The organism is Mesorhizobium sp. M0159, from assembly GCF_040322295.1.
GTDB lineage: Bacteria > Pseudomonadota > Alphaproteobacteria > Rhizobiales > Rhizobiaceae > Mesorhizobium.
In genome coordinates this window covers 151,545-166,781 of the sequence record NZ_JAMYTF010000005.1, presented here as the reverse complement: position 1 = coordinate 166,781, position 15,237 = coordinate 151,545, and the positions used below count along the sequence as shown (strand labels likewise).

The 15,237-nt window shown below is 60.7% G+C and carries 11 protein-coding genes; 6 read left to right on the top strand and 5 right to left on the bottom strand.

The window, feature by feature from the left end; genetic code table 11:
• The first annotated feature begins 174 nt into the window (after positions 1-174).
• The 5 genes from NKJ32_RS07495 to NKJ32_RS07470 all read left to right on the top strand — a co-directional run bounded on the left by NKJ32_RS07495 (position 175) and on the right by NKJ32_RS07470 (position 8,726).
• Complete coding sequence (locus tag NKJ32_RS07495) at positions 175-1,632, top strand: NAD-dependent succinate-semialdehyde dehydrogenase (protein WP_352454576.1); 1,458 nt, start codon at positions 175-177, stop codon at positions 1,630-1,632.
• Between the two features lie 80 nt (positions 1,633-1,712).
• Entirely contained in the window at positions 1,713-2,738 is a 1,026-nt protein-coding gene (locus NKJ32_RS07490; protein ID WP_254818213.1) for an aldose epimerase family protein, read from the top strand.
• 335 nt (positions 2,739-3,073) lie between these two features.
• A complete protein-coding gene (locus NKJ32_RS07485) occupies positions 3,074-5,002 on the top strand; it encodes an adenylate/guanylate cyclase domain-containing protein (RefSeq protein ID WP_352827222.1) in 1,929 nt (642 codons plus the stop codon).
• Positions 5,003-6,319: 1,317 nt separating this feature from the next.
• Positions 6,320-8,056: an adenylate/guanylate cyclase domain-containing protein gene (locus tag NKJ32_RS07475; RefSeq protein ID WP_352697839.1), complete on the top strand. Its 1,737-nt coding sequence runs from the start codon at positions 6,320-6,322 to the stop codon at positions 8,054-8,056.
• Positions 8,057-8,243: 187 nt separating this feature from the next.
• Positions 8,244-8,726, top strand: a complete 483-nt coding sequence (locus NKJ32_RS07470) for a GNAT family N-acetyltransferase (RefSeq protein ID WP_352697837.1) — start codon at positions 8,244-8,246, stop codon at positions 8,724-8,726.
• Positions 8,727-9,225: 499 nt separating this feature from the next.
• On the opposite strand, the gene NKJ32_RS07465 is transcribed toward NKJ32_RS07470, so the two are convergent.
• The 5 genes from NKJ32_RS07465 to NKJ32_RS07445 all read right to left on the bottom strand — a co-directional run bounded on the left by NKJ32_RS07465 (position 9,226) and on the right by NKJ32_RS07445 (position 14,034).
• The gene (locus NKJ32_RS07465; protein ID WP_023676454.1) at positions 9,226-10,146 is read right to left on the bottom strand and encodes a phosphorylase family protein; all 921 of its coding nucleotides are present in this window, start codon (positions 10,144-10,146) and stop codon (positions 9,226-9,228) included.
• Between the two features lie 14 nt (positions 10,147-10,160).
• A complete protein-coding gene (locus tag NKJ32_RS07460; protein ID WP_352827218.1) occupies positions 10,161-10,952 on the bottom strand; it encodes an ABC transporter permease in 792 nt (263 codons plus the stop codon).
• Positions 10,945-11,832, bottom strand: a complete 888-nt coding sequence (locus NKJ32_RS07455) for an ABC transporter permease (protein WP_352827215.1) — start codon at positions 11,830-11,832, stop codon at positions 10,945-10,947. Before NKJ32_RS07455 ends, NKJ32_RS07460 begins: the two co-directional genes overlap by 8 nt.
• Positions 11,829-12,866, bottom strand: a complete 1,038-nt coding sequence (locus NKJ32_RS07450; RefSeq protein ID WP_352568997.1) for an ABC transporter ATP-binding protein — start codon at positions 12,864-12,866, stop codon at positions 11,829-11,831. Before NKJ32_RS07450 ends, NKJ32_RS07455 begins: the two co-directional genes overlap by 4 nt.
• Positions 12,867-12,993: 127 nt before the next feature.
• Positions 12,994-14,034, bottom strand: coding sequence for an ABC transporter substrate-binding protein (locus NKJ32_RS07445; RefSeq protein WP_352568912.1), 1,041 nt, complete (start codon positions 14,032-14,034; stop codon positions 12,994-12,996).
• A 146-nt stretch (positions 14,035-14,180) separates the two neighbouring features.
• Between NKJ32_RS07445 and NKJ32_RS07440 the strand changes: the two genes are divergently transcribed.
• The gene (locus NKJ32_RS07440) at positions 14,181-15,230 is read left to right on the top strand and encodes a LacI family DNA-binding transcriptional regulator (RefSeq protein WP_352568911.1); all 1,050 of its coding nucleotides are present in this window, start codon (positions 14,181-14,183) and stop codon (positions 15,228-15,230) included.
• Positions 15,231-15,237 lie beyond the last annotated feature (7 nt).

Genomic DNA, 15,237 nt, shown 5'->3' with positions numbered 1-15,237 from the left:
TAAGAACCCGGCTGCATCGCCTCTCGCTTTGGCTGGCCCAAACCCTATATGCCATCTTGTGATTGCTTGCGGGGCTTGCCCTGGGCTAAGAGCAGTGGCTCTAGCGATGCTATCGCGCACGTCCATTCACGAAATCAGCGACCGGCCCGCCAGGTGCCGAACGGAGGCGAGATCATGCTTCAGAAAACCAGCCATTTCATGCGGCAGGCCAATCTCATCAATGGCGAATGGGTGCAGGCCGATTCAGGCCAGACGGTCGACGTCAACAATCCTGCCACCGGCCTCAAGATCGGCACCGTGCCGAAGTCGGGCAAGGCCGAGACCCGCCGCGCCATCGAGGCCGCCGACGCTGCCTTCAAGACATGGCGCAAGACCACCGCGCTCGAACGCTCGAAGCTGTTGCGCAAGCTGCACGACGCGATGATGGACAATCAGGACGTGCTGGCCGAACTACTAACCATCGAGCAGGGCAAGTCGCTGTTCGAATCGAAGGGCGAGATCGGCTCGGCCGCGTCCTACATATTGTGGTTCGCCGAGGAAGGTCGCCGCACCTATGGCGACGTCGTGCCGTCGCCCTGGGCTGACCGCCGTATCCTGGTGACCAAGGAACCGGTCGGCGTCGTCGCCGCCATCACGCCGTGGAATTTCCCATCCTCGATGCTGGCCCGCAAGCTTGGCCCGGCGCTTGCCGCCGGCTGTACCGCCGTGGTCAAGCCGGCGTCGCAGACGCCTTATTCCGGCCTTGCCTGGGGCGCGCTTGCCGAGGAAGTCGGCTTCCCCAAAGGCGTAATCAATATCCTGACCGGCGCTGCCGGTGAGATCGGCGACGAGATCTGTGCCAACCCGCTGGTCAAGAAGATCACCTTCACCGGCTCGACCGAGGTCGGCAAGATCCTGATCCAGAAGTCGTCGGTGACCGTCAAGAAAGTGTCGATGGAGCTCGGTGGCAATGCGCCGTTCATCGTCTTCGACGACGCCGACATCGAGCGGGCCGTCGCCGGCGCCATCACCGCCAAGTACCGCAATTCCGGCCAGACCTGCGTCTGCACCAACCGCTTCCTGGTGCAGGCCGGCATCTACGACCGGTTCGTCGAAAAATTGGCTGCTGCGAGCAACGGACTGAAGGTCGGTTCCGGCCTCGAAGACGGCGTCCAGCAGGGGCCGCTGATCGACGAAAAGGCGGTGGAGAAGGTCGAGGAGCTGATTGCCGACGCTACCGCCAAGGGCGGCAAGGTCGTCGCCGGCGGCAAGCGCCACGCGCTCGGCGGCTCGTTCTTCCAGCCGACGGTGATCGCCAATGCGACGCCGAAGATGCGCTTCATGAAGGAAGAAATCTTCGGCCCGGTGGCGCCGGTATTCAAGTTCGAGACCGAGGAAGAGGCCGTAGCACTCGCCAACGACACCGAGTTCGGCCTGGCCTGCTATTTCTACACCGGCGATCTCGGCCGCGCCTTCCGGGTCATGGAAGGGCTGAAATACGGCATGGTCGGCGTCAATGAAGGGCTCATCACCACCCCTGAAGCGCCGTTCGGCGGAGTCAAGGAATCGGGCCTCGGCAAGGAAGGCGGCCATCAGGGCATCGAGGATTATCTCGACACCAAATATGTCTGCATCGGCGGACTTGGTCTCTAGAAGCCCGATGCGGTAATACCGAAAACGATCCTGGGCCGCTTCGAAAGGCCAGGCTGGCATCGAGCAACGAACTTGCGAGCATGGCGATGAAGGACGGCGAGGTTTTCGGCACGACGCAGGCGGGCGAGGCCGTCCGCCGCTTCACCATCCGGGGCGGCGGCCTGACCGCCAACATCATCGGGCTGGGTGCGATCATCCAGGATCTGCGTCTGGCCGGGCACGACGCGCCGCTGGTGCTCGGCTATGATCGTTTCGAGCACTATGAGACGGACACCGCCTTCTTCGGCACCGTCGTCGGGCGCTATGCCAACCGTATCCGCGACGGCCGCTTCACGCTTGCTGGGAAACGCTACCAGACCGAGCGCAATTTCCTCGAAAAGCACACGCTGCATGGCGGTTCGCAAGGTTTTTCGCGCCGGGCCTGGGCGGTTTCGCTGCATGGCAGGGATTTTGTCACGCTGACATTGCACGACCCCGACGGCACGATGGGCTTTCCCGGGGCGCTCGACGTGACCTGCACCTACCGGCTCAAGATCCCGGGCACGCTCAGCGTCGAACTGACCGCCACCTGCGAGGAGCCGACGCTCTGCAACCTCACCCAGCATTCCTATTTCAACCTGGATGACGGCGGCGCCGGCGACATTCTCGATCACCGGCTGATGCTGAATGCCGGCGCCTATCTGCCGGTCGACGCGGATCTCATTCCGACAGGCACGGTAAAGCCGGTCGACGGCACGCCCTTCGATTTTCGCCAGGCGCGGCCGCTGCGCATGGAGACCGAGGGCGAGCAGCTCCCTTACGACCAGAATTTCTGCCTCGCCTCGACGCGCGGGCCGCTGAAGCAGGCGTCGTGGGCGCAAGGCGCGAATTCCGGCGTCGAGATGGAGCTCTGGACCACCGAGCCAGGTGTCCAGCTCTATACCGGCCAGTATCTGGCACCGTCCTCGCCTGGACTGGGCGGACGCCAGTACAAGGCCTTTTCGGGCTTCTGCCTGGAGCCGCAAATCTGGCCGGATGCGCCGAACCGGCCGTATTTCCCGCAAGCCACGCTGTGGCCGGGCCAGATCTATCATCACGTGACGGAATACCGGTTCAGGCTGCCTTAGGGCATGACCCCCGGAAACCGGCATGGTTTTGCTGCGCTGACCTCCGGTTCGGAAAGGATCATGCAAAATTCAAAGTGTTATAGCGTCCTTTGCGCGTCCAATGACGCGCGGCGCTCTGGAGTCAAAACGCAATCACTCTGAACGACCGACTTCGAACCCTCTCGGACCTTTGACGCCGAGAGCCCTGACGACGCAAGTTGACCCGTTGAAGACGTTCATCCGCACCCGGTCGAAAGTCAGGAACGGCTGACGAGCGGTCATTCACCGCGCGGCCAACGGCGCGTTCTGGCTCCGACGCTTCCATGGGTGTAGGGTTGTGCCATAAAGAGGCGCATATGGCGGTTCCCCCTCTCAATCGGAAGCTGCTGGCGATCCTGGCGGCCGATATGGTTGGCTACTCGAAGGCGATGGAGGCCGATGAGGCCGGAACCATTGAGCGATTGAAAACCGTTCGTTCCGAGGTGTTCGACCCCGCCATCTCCCAGCACCATGGCCGCGTCGTCAAGTTGATGGGCGATGGCGCGCTTGTCGCCTTCGAAAGCGTGGTCGACGCAGTCGCCTGCGCAGCGGAAATCCAAAGCGCGGCGGCCGCGCGCAATGAAGGTCTGCCAGAGCCTGAGCGCATCGTGTTCCGCATCGGGGTCAATCTGGGCGACGTTGCGCTGGTTGACGGCGATGTCTATGGCGACGGCGTCAATGTCGCCGCGCGGTTGCAGCAACTCGCTGAGCCGGGCGGCGTGATCGTATCGGGCACGGCCTTTGACCATCTGCAGGGCAAGCTTGATTTGCCCCTCGATTTCGCCGGCGAGCAGCAGGTCAAGAACATCAGCCGCCCCGTGCGGATGTACCGACTGAGGCTCGATGGCAAGCGGGTGCGTTGGACCTTACGCAAGGCGATGCCGCGCTGGACCAGGACGACTGCAGCGGCCATCGTCGTGCTGGCTCTGGCGGGTGGAGGGACCTGGTGGTTCTTTCAGCCCGCGCCGCTGGGGGCCAAGCCATCGGTCGCGGTGCTGCCCTTCAATAATTATGGCGGCGACGAGGCCACCGGGCGTTTGGCCGATGGCTTGACTGAGGATATCATAACCGACCTCGCGCGGTTTCCCGAACTTGAGGTCGTGGCCCGGAATTCGACGGAAGTTTACAAAGGCAAGCCGGTGGATGCCCGCCAGGTAGCAAGTGCGCTCCATGTCGGCTTCGTACTAGAAGGCTCTATCCAGCGGCAAAATGGGCGGGTGCGGGTCACCGCGCAGTTGATCGATGCACAAACCGGCAACCATCTTTGGTCGGATCGTTGGGACCGGCCTGCTGAGGACGTTTTCGCCGTCCAGACCGAGATCGCAGAGCAAGTCACCAACCGTCTGGGCGGCGGCGTAGGGTTGATTCAGGCGGCCGGGCGGGCCGCGGCCAAACGTAAACGACCTGAAAACCTGAATGCTTGTGATTATTATCTGCTCGGGACCGAGAAGATTGAAAAGATCACCATAGCGGATGAGGAGGAGGCCATCGCGCTTCTCAACCGCGCCGTTGAGCTGGACCCCGGGCTGGCCCGGGCCTGGGTAGAACTTTATCATGCTCATGGTATATTGGCTGGCTTCGGTATCAATCCCGAGAGCGAGATCAAGGCGGCTGCCGATGTGGCCGAACGCGCGGTGCGGCTCGATCCAAGTGACGCTGAGGCACACGCCGTGTTTGGTATGAGCCTCAGCCAGAAGGGCGACAACGCCCGCGCCAAGGCTGAGCTGGACACGGCCCTTCGTCTAGCTCCCGGTTCGTCCGAAATCCTGACATTCTATACCGGCTTTGCGGCACGCTTCAATGAACCCGAACGCGGCGCTCAGATGGTCGACCAAGTAATGCGGCTCGACCCGAACTACCCGATGTGGACGTCCAACTTCTTCGCCCCTGCCTATTTTATGGCCGGCCGATATGAGGACGCGTTGAAGATGCTGGAGCGCATGACGCCTAACAACTACGACAAGTGGAAGTGGGTGGTGCTTAGCAGCTCCCTTGCGGCTCTGGGTCGAATGGATGAGGCGAATGCTTCGGTTAGGGAAACTCTCAAGCAGTACCCGGACCTGACCGTCGAGAGCATGATTAATGAAGTGGGCTTGAGCACTAAAGAGCGCAGCCGGTTTATTGAAACAATGCCGCTCGCCGGCTTTCCGGCTTGCGCCAAGCCCGAGGCGCTGGCGAAACTCGCCAAACCTGTGCGATTGTCGGAATGCGAGGCGGGGGAGGCGAAGCCTCTCGGGCAGCCATAGAACACCCCTGTGCAAAGAAAGGCGAGGGCCGCTGCTCGCCAGCGCGCGAACGGCGCGCGTTGCCAGGAACGACCGCTGTGCATCGAAAGCGACAGTTCACTGGCCAAACGATGAATGGCGGCAAGTGGCGCTTAAATTTGGATCCTTATCGGCTGCCGGAGAGCCAATCGCTCTCGAGTGCAGGCACTCCGGTGGAGTCCAGACCGTTGGATTGGACCCTCGACCTCTACAAAAGCTCACTGAGCTTCGGGTCGGGCTACGACGGCATTCCGAAGCGATCGCTTCGGCGAGAAGTCGTCGTTCTCAATCGGGCGAAGGGGGAGACATCGGCGAAGACGGCATAAGGGAGGATGGGCCAGACCGAGCCGACGGAAAGGTCGTAGCCATTGGAGCGCATAGCGCCTGGCCGGGAGGCCGCCGCCAGCCAGACTTACGCGGCGCGTCGTTGAGCGAGGTGGAGACCCGAACGGGCTCGACGAGGGTCCACGGCGGTCACAATGTGGTGGTGGTGATCGCAGTAGACGCGATCCGGCGAAGTTGGCCCAGCACAAAAACGATAGCCGCCGGGTACTGACGGGTCTTCGCTCACCGGGAAGCGGCACTGATAGAGGCCTAGCTGAATGAGAGGGACGTCTCTCGAAGTTAGTCTGATATTTTCAGGCATGATGGTTTCCTAGTTCACAGCAATTGCCGGCTGACGGCCGCAGTGCGACCCGTCGGGGCGAGCTTCTCTCGTTTGGGAGGGCTACGGACCATATGGTGTTGGTAGCACCGTCAATGAAGCCCGACGCCCTGCTTCTGAAGCCAATAGTTTGCGACTTAAGGCCACACCCGCGAACGCATTGGCAATCTACCATCGTGTCCCCGATGCACCCGCCCGCCGGTGTTTGTCGGCGGCGGGGCACTGGCTTGTGGCCCCCTATGAGACGCGCTCTGCCGACACCCTCGTTCACAGTCCGGACCACCTCATGCCGGGTCGCTCTAGCCGCCAAAACCCAAATCACTCTAAGACGACCGAGTTCCGACCCTTGCAGTCGATCAGTTGCGAGCGTCGCATGACGCGATCTGACCCTGAGCTGCCCTTCGTCAGCCCATTTCACTGCCCGATAGCCGACATTCGCGGCAATCGGCACTGATCCCTTGCTGACCTTCTCCAAGACGATCCCCAAGGGCAAGTCGTGGCCCCAATGGGGACAATCGACAGGCGCGATCACCCTATGTAGCTGCTTGACGATCGAGCCTCGAAGTCAGCCTGATAGACTTTTGAAATGGGCGGCATAAAATTCGCTTTTCTGCTTTCAATGAAAGCAACGCGAAATGGCCGAAGAACGCGCCCAACGCCGCCTTGCCGCCATATTGGCTGCCGACGTGGTGGGCTACAGTCGACTTCTGGACCTGGACGAGCAAGGAACGTTGGCCGCTTTAAGGAGGAGGAGGAAGGAAATCCTCGAACCACTCGTCCGCGACCGTCATGGCCGTATTGTGAAAGTGATGGGTGATGGCGTTCTGGTCGAGTTCGGAAGCGCGGTGAACGCCGTGTCATGCGCCGTGGACCTTCAGAAGCGGATGGCGGCCGCAAACGAGGGTGTGACCGCCGACCGGAGAATCTACCTGCATATCGGCATCAATCTGGGCGATGTCGTTGTCGAGGACGGCGATCTGTTCGGCGACGGCGTCATTGTCGCAGTGCGGCTCCAGGCAATGGCCGGGGCAGGAGATGTCTGTGTGTCCGGCAGCGTCTACGACCAAGTCAAGCGGAAGCTCGATTGCGGCTTCGACGAACTTGGTCCGCAAGCGATCAAGAACGTCACCGAACCAGTGTCTGTCTACCGGATCCGGCTGTCGACCGCATCGGACGATGGCGGGCTCGCGGAGAAAGCGCCTCTGCAGCTCCCCGCCAAGCCCTCCATTGCCGTCCTCCCCTTTATGAACATGAGCAATGATCCGGAGCAGGAGGCATTTGTCGATGGCCTCACCGAAGACTTGATCACGGATCTGTCGAGGACAAGCGAGTTGTTCGTCATCGCCAGCAACTCGGCATTTGCATACAAAGGCAGGCACGTGGATGTGCGTCGCATCGCGCGAGAACTGGGAGTTCGCCATCTTCTTGAAGGTAGTGCACGGCGGGCCGCTGGACGGGTGCGTATCAACGCCCAACTGATCGACGCGATCGCGGGTGACCACCTTTGGGCCGAAAGATTCGACCGGAGTCTAGAAGATATCTTCGCCGTTCAGGACGAGGTGACCGGCAAGATTGTCGAGGCTCTGGTTGGCCGCCTGACCACCGCGCCGGCGCGCAACAGACCGAGCAACCTGGAGGCCTATGATCTCTGTGTGCGTGCCCGGGCCCTTGGCCTGCAAACGGCGCTCACCGCGAAAGAGGCCATTTTGCTGCTAGACCGGGCAATCGCGCTCGACCCGGAATACGCGGAGGCGCACCGTTGGCTGGCACTCAACCTCTGGCTGGGCTGGGAGTTCTGGGACGAACCGATGGACCCCAACCGCGCAAGAGCGCTCGCCGAAGCACAGCTGGCGGTCGAACTCGACCCGAACGACGCCGGGAACAGATGGGTATTGGGCGTCATACTGGGACATGAGAGTCGCTGGGTGGAATCGGATGCCGAATTCGATGCTGCCCACGAGCTGGACCCCAACCACGCCGACGCTTGGGCAATGCAGGCCGAGTTGACGACGGAAAAGGGGCGACCTGCCGAAGCCATAGAGCAGGTCCGCAGGGCACTGCGACTCAACCCTCACCCGCCCGGTTGGTATTACTGGATGTTGGGCCAGGCCCAATATGCCATGGGCGACTACGAATCCGCGATCCAAACGCTGAGCAGGCCCGAAACCTATCGCACGACTTCACGACGCCTGCTTGCAGCAAGCCTTGCGCAACTTGGCCGTTTGGAGGAAGCGCGCTGGGAGGCGAAAATGTTCATGATAAGCAATCCGCACTTCACCATCCGGCACTGGTCGGATTCGCAGCCATTCCCAGCCGAAGACGTGCGACGGCATATCGTGGAGGGCTATCGCATGGCGGGGCTGCCAGAATGACTGTCATTGGCTATACCTTCGGCCTGCTGTCGACAGGCGTCCCAAGGGCTGCCGCAGCAGCGAACATTTGGTCTTCTGACGGAACGAAATTCGCCATATCGTGCGTTTGTTTCGCCTCACGGTGTGCTTGAACATGGCCAGTGAAGACTTTCGGCACCGGATAGCGCGACGCGAGGACCTCGCTTCCATGATTGCGCTCATGGATGCAGCGATCTCCGAACTCCAGAAACCGTTTCTCGACGATGACCAGATCCGATCCAGCCGCGCAATCATGGGGCTGGACACGCAGCTTGTCGATGATGGCACCTATTTCGTCGTGGAGCACGACGGCGTCCTGGCAGGGTGCGGTGGCTGGAGCCGGCGCCCGACCATGTATGGTGGTGATCAGTCACCGGGACGCAACGCGGCACTGCTTGATCCAGCCACGGACGCGGCGCGTATCAGAGCCATGTATACGCATCCGGACTTTGTCCGGCGAGGCGTCGGCCGCCTTATCCTTTCGCTGTGTGAACGTGCCGCTAAGGCTGAGGGCTTCCGCCGTGCCGATCTGGCAGCCACGATGGCAGGAGAGCCGCTCTATCGAGCCTGCGGCTACCAACCCGCCGAGAAATTCGTCGATGACCATGGCGGCGCTCCGGTTCCGATCCTGATGATGAGCAAGACGCTCTGAGCTACGCTCAAAGGCCACTCGCTCGCGGCCGGCACTCGCTCCGGCCAGTATGGCAGGAGGAGGATGCTGGAGATTGAACCAGGCCATCTCGAACGAAACAGTACTTCGCCTGTACTTCCGCTCCATGGTCGAGTCGCGACCGACGTGGAGGTTTTCGCGAACGTCTCGAGATGGCGCACGTGGTAGGGTGGCGCGTTGAGTTTAACCGGATCAAACGACCATCCGCTTCGGGTCCGCATCAGGTCGTAGCGAGAACGACCGCAATGGTGAAGCGCCATGATTGTCAGCAAATGGCGCTCTGTGCTCATTCCCGCCGACTAATTCAAACGGCAAGTTCCGCCCATCTGGGCCATTGGCGGCAGCCAGTCTGATTGAGTTTTGACCCTAATCCTCAAACGCGGCCCTCAGCGTTTCGAACGTCGCAAACACGCCCAATGCAGCGCCCTCGGGATTCTTGGTCGGTGGCAGAGCTTCAGCTATCCGGCGCACCAAGGTCGTCTCAGAACCGGCTGGAGCGTTCTTTCGGCTGAGGCGACTTCAAGCCGTGACAGGAGCATTCCGGATCAGCGGGAAGTCGCGCGGCGGTCTCCAGCGCGACCCGCGAGGCTGTCATGGAGAGACTGGGCAGCACGTCCTCCTGCAGCAATTTCTGGCGATTGCGATCCATATAGTCGTTGAAGCCCGCCGTCACGAACGCGCAAGGCACGAAACACGCGCCGATCTCGCGCGACAAGGTCGCCTCAGGGGCGATGGAATGGTTGAGTACATCCGCCCCCATGCCCCGATATGCCAAGGCTTCGGCAGGCGTTGTCAGCCGGGGCCCATAACAATGGGCAGCCACCAACTGCTGTTCGATGCCATAAACGCGGCATTCGGCTGGCCAATGACGGCGGGCCGTTTCGACCAGAACCGCCGCACATCTTGGACACACGATTTGCTTGCCCGAACAGTCGAAGCTCTGGCGGTCAGGAAGCAGTGAAAACGGGGTCTGCGTCAGTTCAATGATATCGGCGGTCACCACCATGTCGCCCGGCTGGATCGCCTTGTTGACGGCGCCTACAGTCGAGCAGGCGAGAACTTGCCGTACACCCGCCCGCATCAATACCCAGAACGCGCGGCGATGGCAGGAATGGTCGATACGGTCGCGGGGATTGCCGTGCGAATACATGCACAGCGCGCGTTTTGCTCTCCCTTCCGCTGTGATCGACGCATCGAACTCGAGCAGCTTCCAGTTGTCGGTGCGACCGAAAGGTGTTTCAAAACTCATGTCGCGCCGTAAGGTGCGCACACCATCGAATTCGACATCTTCCGGGAAGGCAAGCCCCCAGTTTGCCGACCCGGTGATGATGGCCAACCCTACCTGAGGGATGTCCGTCGAATGATCCGTCAGATCGTCGGCTGCATGGTAATTGGTGGGCATGTTTCCAGTCTCGGTCAGGATTTTTGGCGAAGGGTCACAATCAGGACCACGGCCACGACGATGACGGTCCACAATGTCGAGATCGCCGCAATGGTCGGATCGATCTGATCGCGCAGCGACAGGAACATAACCTTCGGCATCGTGCTATTGCGACCACTTGCGATGAAGATCGAAATCACGGACTCGTCGAGCGAAGTCAGGAACGCCATTAATGTCGCCGACAGCAAGCTGATCCGAAGTTGCGGAACGATGATTCCGCCAATGGACCTGGCCCAGTTTGCACCGAGGCTGCGCGCCGCCTGAACCTGGTTCCAGTCAAAGCGGGCGAGAGCGGGTAGCAACACAATGCAGGCGACCGGAACGGCCAGCACCACATGTCCGACCAGCACACCGAATAGCGTTCCGATCAGATGTTGTGCGGCCAACACAAAGAAGAGACCGATCGCAAGCAGGATACCTGGGGTGATCGAGGGGGTCAGCAGGACGCTCTGGATGGCCGCAGCGGTCTTTCCGCCCAGCCGATTCATTGAAATGCAGGCGAGCAGCGCGAAAGGCACCGCGATCAACGCCGTCAACGTCCCAAGGATCAAACTCGTTCTGAGCGCGGCCATCCACGTTGCCGAGCCGAAGAAGTTCTCGTACCAGCGCAACGAGTAGGCGTGCGGCGGAAACTCGAGGAGATTCGACGCCGAAAAGGAAAGCGGCACCACCACGAGCGTCGGCAGCATCAGAAATGCCATGATAAGAGCGGCAAAGCTCCAGAGCAAAATGCGGGCGAGCCTGTTTTGCGGATAGGCTTCAAGCATGGGAGGCTTCCACGGTGTTCTGGGCCACCAGACGGCGTGCCGCCAGCAACATCACACCGATCAGCGCCATAAGTACGAGGAGCAGAATGCCCAGGACGCTTGCCGATCCCCAGTCCTGAAAGGTCGATAGTGTACGCTCGATCCGGGTAGAGAGCGGATTTACCTTGCCGCCGCCAAGCACCGCCGGCGTGATGAAAAAACCTATGGCGTAGATGAGGACGATGATCGAACCCGAGAAGATGCCGCCCGCCGAAAGCGGCATAATGACTGTGCGGATGACCTGCCTGAGAGTGGCTCCCATGCTCGCAGCCGCGCGAATGAGATTTGGGTCGATATCGCGCATCGCAGCATAAACAGGCAGCAGAAAAAGTGGCAGCATGTAGTGCACCATGCCGATGAGCGTTCCCGTGAAGTTGTAGACCAGCGGCAATGGCTCCGCCGTCAGGCCTGAACCGGTCAAAGCCGCGTTGATCAGGCCGTCGCGCCGCAAGAGCACGAGCCAACCATAGGTACGCACCAGAATAGAGGTCCACAGCGGCAGCATGACGAACGCCATGAGCACGTTGGCCAGCCTTGGTCTGACACTGGCCAGCGCCAGCGCCAGCGGGGTGCCGAGAACAATGCAGGCCGCCAGCGTACCCAAGGATAGTTCGAGGGTCGTGACGAGCGCCGACCACGTCAGTCCGCTCGAAAGGACCTTCTCGTAGTTGCCGACGGTGTACTCACCCCCGGTGGTCAGGAAGGATTGCCGGATGATCCAAAGAATGGGCAGTATCGCCGCCAGTCCAACGATGAACAGCGCCGGGAGCGAAAGTGAAAGAAAAAACCGCCGCTCGCGCCGTGCATCCGCCGCGAGCGCCGGGTCCCGGACGACGGTCACGCCATCGCTCCCGGTATCGCGTGAACCTTCGCTGCTGGTGCATATGCGGTCATCCGCTGACCGGCGGCAAGCTCGGCGCAGCCGCCGGCCAGCGCTGCCGGAATGCAGACAAGAACCTCTTGCCCGCCGTCAAGCGCCAGCGTCAAAAGCCAGTTCTCGCCGCGGAACGCTTTGGCGCGCAGTATTCCTTCGAGAGCCACTCCGTCTCCCCCGACGAGCTTCGCATCAAGATGGAAGCTTTCGGCGCGGATCATCAGAGTTTCGCGTGATGCTTCGGCGCCGTCGATTCTGCGCGCTGAGCCCGGGGCCACAATGTTGGCCTCGCCCATGAACTCCGCGACGAAGCGGGTCGATGGACGATCATAAATCCGCTGCGGCGTATCTATCTGCTGGATGCGGCCAGAATTCATCACCGCAATCCGGTCAGACATAATCAGCGCTTCGCGCTGGTCGTGGGTTACATAGATTGTGGTGATCCGTAGATGATCATGCAGACGCCGGATCTCATACTGCATGCTCTCGCGCAGGTTCTTGTCGAGCGCCGACAGCGGCTCGTCCATCAACATCACGCGCGGTTCGAAGACGATAGCCCGCGCCAATGCCACCCGTTGACGTTGGCCGCCGGATAGTGCGGCAATATTGCGCTCCGCCAGACCATCCAGCTTCACGCGGGCCAAGGTATCAAGCGCCCGCTGACGCGCCTCCGCTCTCGGTACCTTGCGCAGCACCAGCGGATACGCGACGTTCGCCATGACATTCATGTGGGGAAACAAGGCGTAATTCTGGAATACTATGCCGATGTCTCGTTTGTTGGGCGGCAGGCGGGTGATGTCTCGATCGCCCAAGAAAAGTTTACCGGAATCCGGCCGGACAAAACCGGCCAGAGCCATGAGTAACGTGGTCTTGCCCGATCCCGATGGCCCTAGCAGCGTGAGGAATTCGCCAGCCTGGATGTCGAGCGAAACATCATCCAGTGCAACGTAGGACCCATAAGCCTTGTGCACGCTTTCGATGGTGATCGCGAGCGACTTCATCATGTGCTCCAGCCTTGAAGCGCGTCGCGTTCGACTGGCTTCACGCGACGCGCTTTAGGTTCTTGTTTTCATGCATGTCGTTGTCGCGCGCTGCACATTTTTGCGCGACATGCGTTAGAGCTGAGAGTCAGCGGGCCATCATTTCATCGAAGGCTCTTTGGGCAGCCTCGCCATTCTTGACCCACCATTCTGAATTGGAAAACACCGAAGTGCCAGCATTTTCAGGCGCGGTCGCAAGGGTCTTCAGACGGTCCTCGGGAATAAGGCCACCCTCATATGCCGCAGGATTGACGGGGCCGTAGGCAATGAAATCGGTCAGCTTGGCAACCCGCGCGGGCTGCGTCATCGCTGCGATGAGTTTCATGGCGGCCTCCTTGTTCGGCGCTCCCTTCGGCACCCCAAGGCAGTCCGTGCCGATGACCGAACCCTTGAACGTGTAGTCAGCCGCGCCGCCATCGGCTTTCACGGTTTGGGCCCGTCCGTTCCAGGTAATGACCAAATCCGCCTCACCATCTTTCAGCAACTGCGCGGACTGAGCCCCCGAGGTCCACCACACGGCGACGTTTGGTTTGATCGCTTCAAGCCGCTTGATGGCGCGCTCTAGCCCTTCCGGCGTGCTGAGCACGGAATAGACGTCCGCCGGTGCCACGCCATCGGAGAGAAGCGCGATCTCGATCGAGTCTTGCGCATTGGCGCGCAACGCGCGACGGCCAGAAAATTTGGCAACATCCCAGAATTCCGCCCACGTCTTCGGCGGGTTCTCGCCATAGGTCTTGGTGTTCCACGACATGACGGTGCCATAGGAGTCAAACGGATAGCAGTAGTCGGACTTTGCACCTACCGGCACGGATTTCGGATCGATGATCTTGTAGTCGAGCGGCTCCAGCAGCGATTGTGCGGCCGCCTGGGCACCTTCCGGTGAGCCCAGGTGAATGACGTCGGTCGTGACCGCACCCGAGGTGACCTGCATCTTCAAGGCGGCCAGGCCGTCGCTTAGGGTCTCCTCGCGGACATCATAGCCAAGCTCTTTTGCAGCAGGGCCCCACATGGCTTCCTTCATGGCGTTACCATAATCCCCACCTGCGGTCGTGATGGTGACTGTTTGCGCATGAACGGGCAGGGCAGCCGAGATTGCGAATGCTGTTAAGGAAATGCGTAGCCAAGACATAGGTTCTCCTCCCCAACTTTATCAAACATCGCTCAAAAGAGCCATTATTTTGTAATCGTAACGTTACGATTGCATCTCAATGCGCTGGAGTCAAGCTGCTTCCTACGGGAGTTTCGATTGACCGGGATGTCGAATTCGGTAACGTTATGGCGGTCAGCAAATCAGCCGGCGCTTTCGCAAATGAAGTCGGGCGAACAATGGCCAATCTAAAGCAGATCGCCGCGGAACTTTCCCTCTCGGTGACCACGGTGTCCCGCGCTCTGAAGGATGGGCCGGAGGTGCAGCCCTCGACCATAGCCCGCGTCAAGGAGGCGGCTAAGCGGGTCGGCTATTTACCAAATCATCATGGTCGCGCGCTCAAAACCGGTCGAACGCAGACGCTGACGGCAGTACTCCCGATGGAAACACGAGACCATCTGTCCGATTTGTTGAAGCTTCCTTTGATCGAAGGCATGACGCTGGCGGCGCGGCAAGCCGGTTATAGTCTGTCCATCTATTCCACCACTCCCGACGACGATCCCGTTGAGAGTGTGCAGCGCCAGCTTCAGGCGCGCAACGCAGACGGCCTGATCATCACGCGTCTGGTGTCGGCTGATCCGCGCGTCAAGCTGCTGCTGGACAAACGCATGCCGTTCGTCGCGTTTGGAAGAACCGACCTGGATATCGCGTATCCTTATGTCGATGTCGATAATGAACAGATTGCCTACGAGGCGACCCGGCGGCTCATGGATAAGGGCTGTCGACGCATTGCGCTGCAACTTCTCGTTCCGGAGGACCAGACGAGTGCCATGCGTCTTTCCGGGTATGGAAGGGCAATGGCCGAGGCTGGTATTCCGATCGACCAATCGTTGATCGGTCATGGCATGTTCACCATGGAATCGAGCGCAGGCTGGTTCGATCGCTTGCTGGCGTCATCAGATCCGCCAACGGGCTTGGCGTGCGCCAACGAACTGGGCCTTCTGGGAGCGTTGCACGCTCTCGGCAAGCGGGGTCTTACACCTGGCCGCGACGTCCACATCGTCACCCGTGACAGCACGCGGCTGGCACGCTTCCTGCCGGCAAAGATCGGAGTTCATTCCGTGGATATGGCGGGTGTTGGACGCAAACTTATCGAAGTCCTGGAGAGCCGGATCATCAATCCGCTTGGGCCGGTGGAGACAGTCTTGGTGCAAGGCAGATTCGAGCCGGCCGAATAATCCGGGC

Excerpts from the sequence above, each read along its gene's own strand:
- NKJ32_RS07490 (WP_254818213.1), top strand. The coding sequence starts at position 1,713 with ATGGCGATGAAGGACGGCGAGGTTTTCGGCACGACGCAGGCGGGCGAG.
- NKJ32_RS07470 (WP_352697837.1), top strand. The coding sequence starts at position 8,244 with ATGATTGCGCTCATGGATGCAGCGATCTCCGAACTCCAGAAACCGTTT.
- NKJ32_RS07495 (WP_352454576.1), top strand. The coding sequence starts at position 175 with ATGCTTCAGAAAACCAGCCATTTCATGCGGCAGGCCAATCTCATCAAT.
- NKJ32_RS07460 (WP_352827218.1), bottom strand. The coding sequence starts at position 10,952 with ATGCTTGAAGCCTATCCGCAAAACAGGCTCGCCCGCATTTTGCTCTGG.
- NKJ32_RS07440 (WP_352568911.1), top strand. The coding sequence starts at position 14,181 with ATGGCGGTCAGCAAATCAGCCGGCGCTTTCGCAAATGAAGTCGGGCGA.
- NKJ32_RS07465 (WP_023676454.1), bottom strand. The coding sequence starts at position 10,146 with ATGCCCACCAATTACCATGCAGCCGACGATCTGACGGATCATTCGACG.
- NKJ32_RS07450 (WP_352568997.1), bottom strand. The coding sequence starts at position 12,866 with ATGAAGTCGCTCGCGATCACCATCGAAAGCGTGCACAAGGCTTATGGG.
- NKJ32_RS07485 (WP_352827222.1), top strand. The coding sequence starts at position 3,074 with ATGGCGGTTCCCCCTCTCAATCGGAAGCTGCTGGCGATCCTGGCGGCC.
- NKJ32_RS07475 (WP_352697839.1), top strand. The coding sequence starts at position 6,320 with ATGGCCGAAGAACGCGCCCAACGCCGCCTTGCCGCCATATTGGCTGCC.
- NKJ32_RS07445 (WP_352568912.1), bottom strand. The coding sequence starts at position 14,034 with ATGTCTTGGCTACGCATTTCCTTAACAGCATTCGCAATCTCGGCTGCC.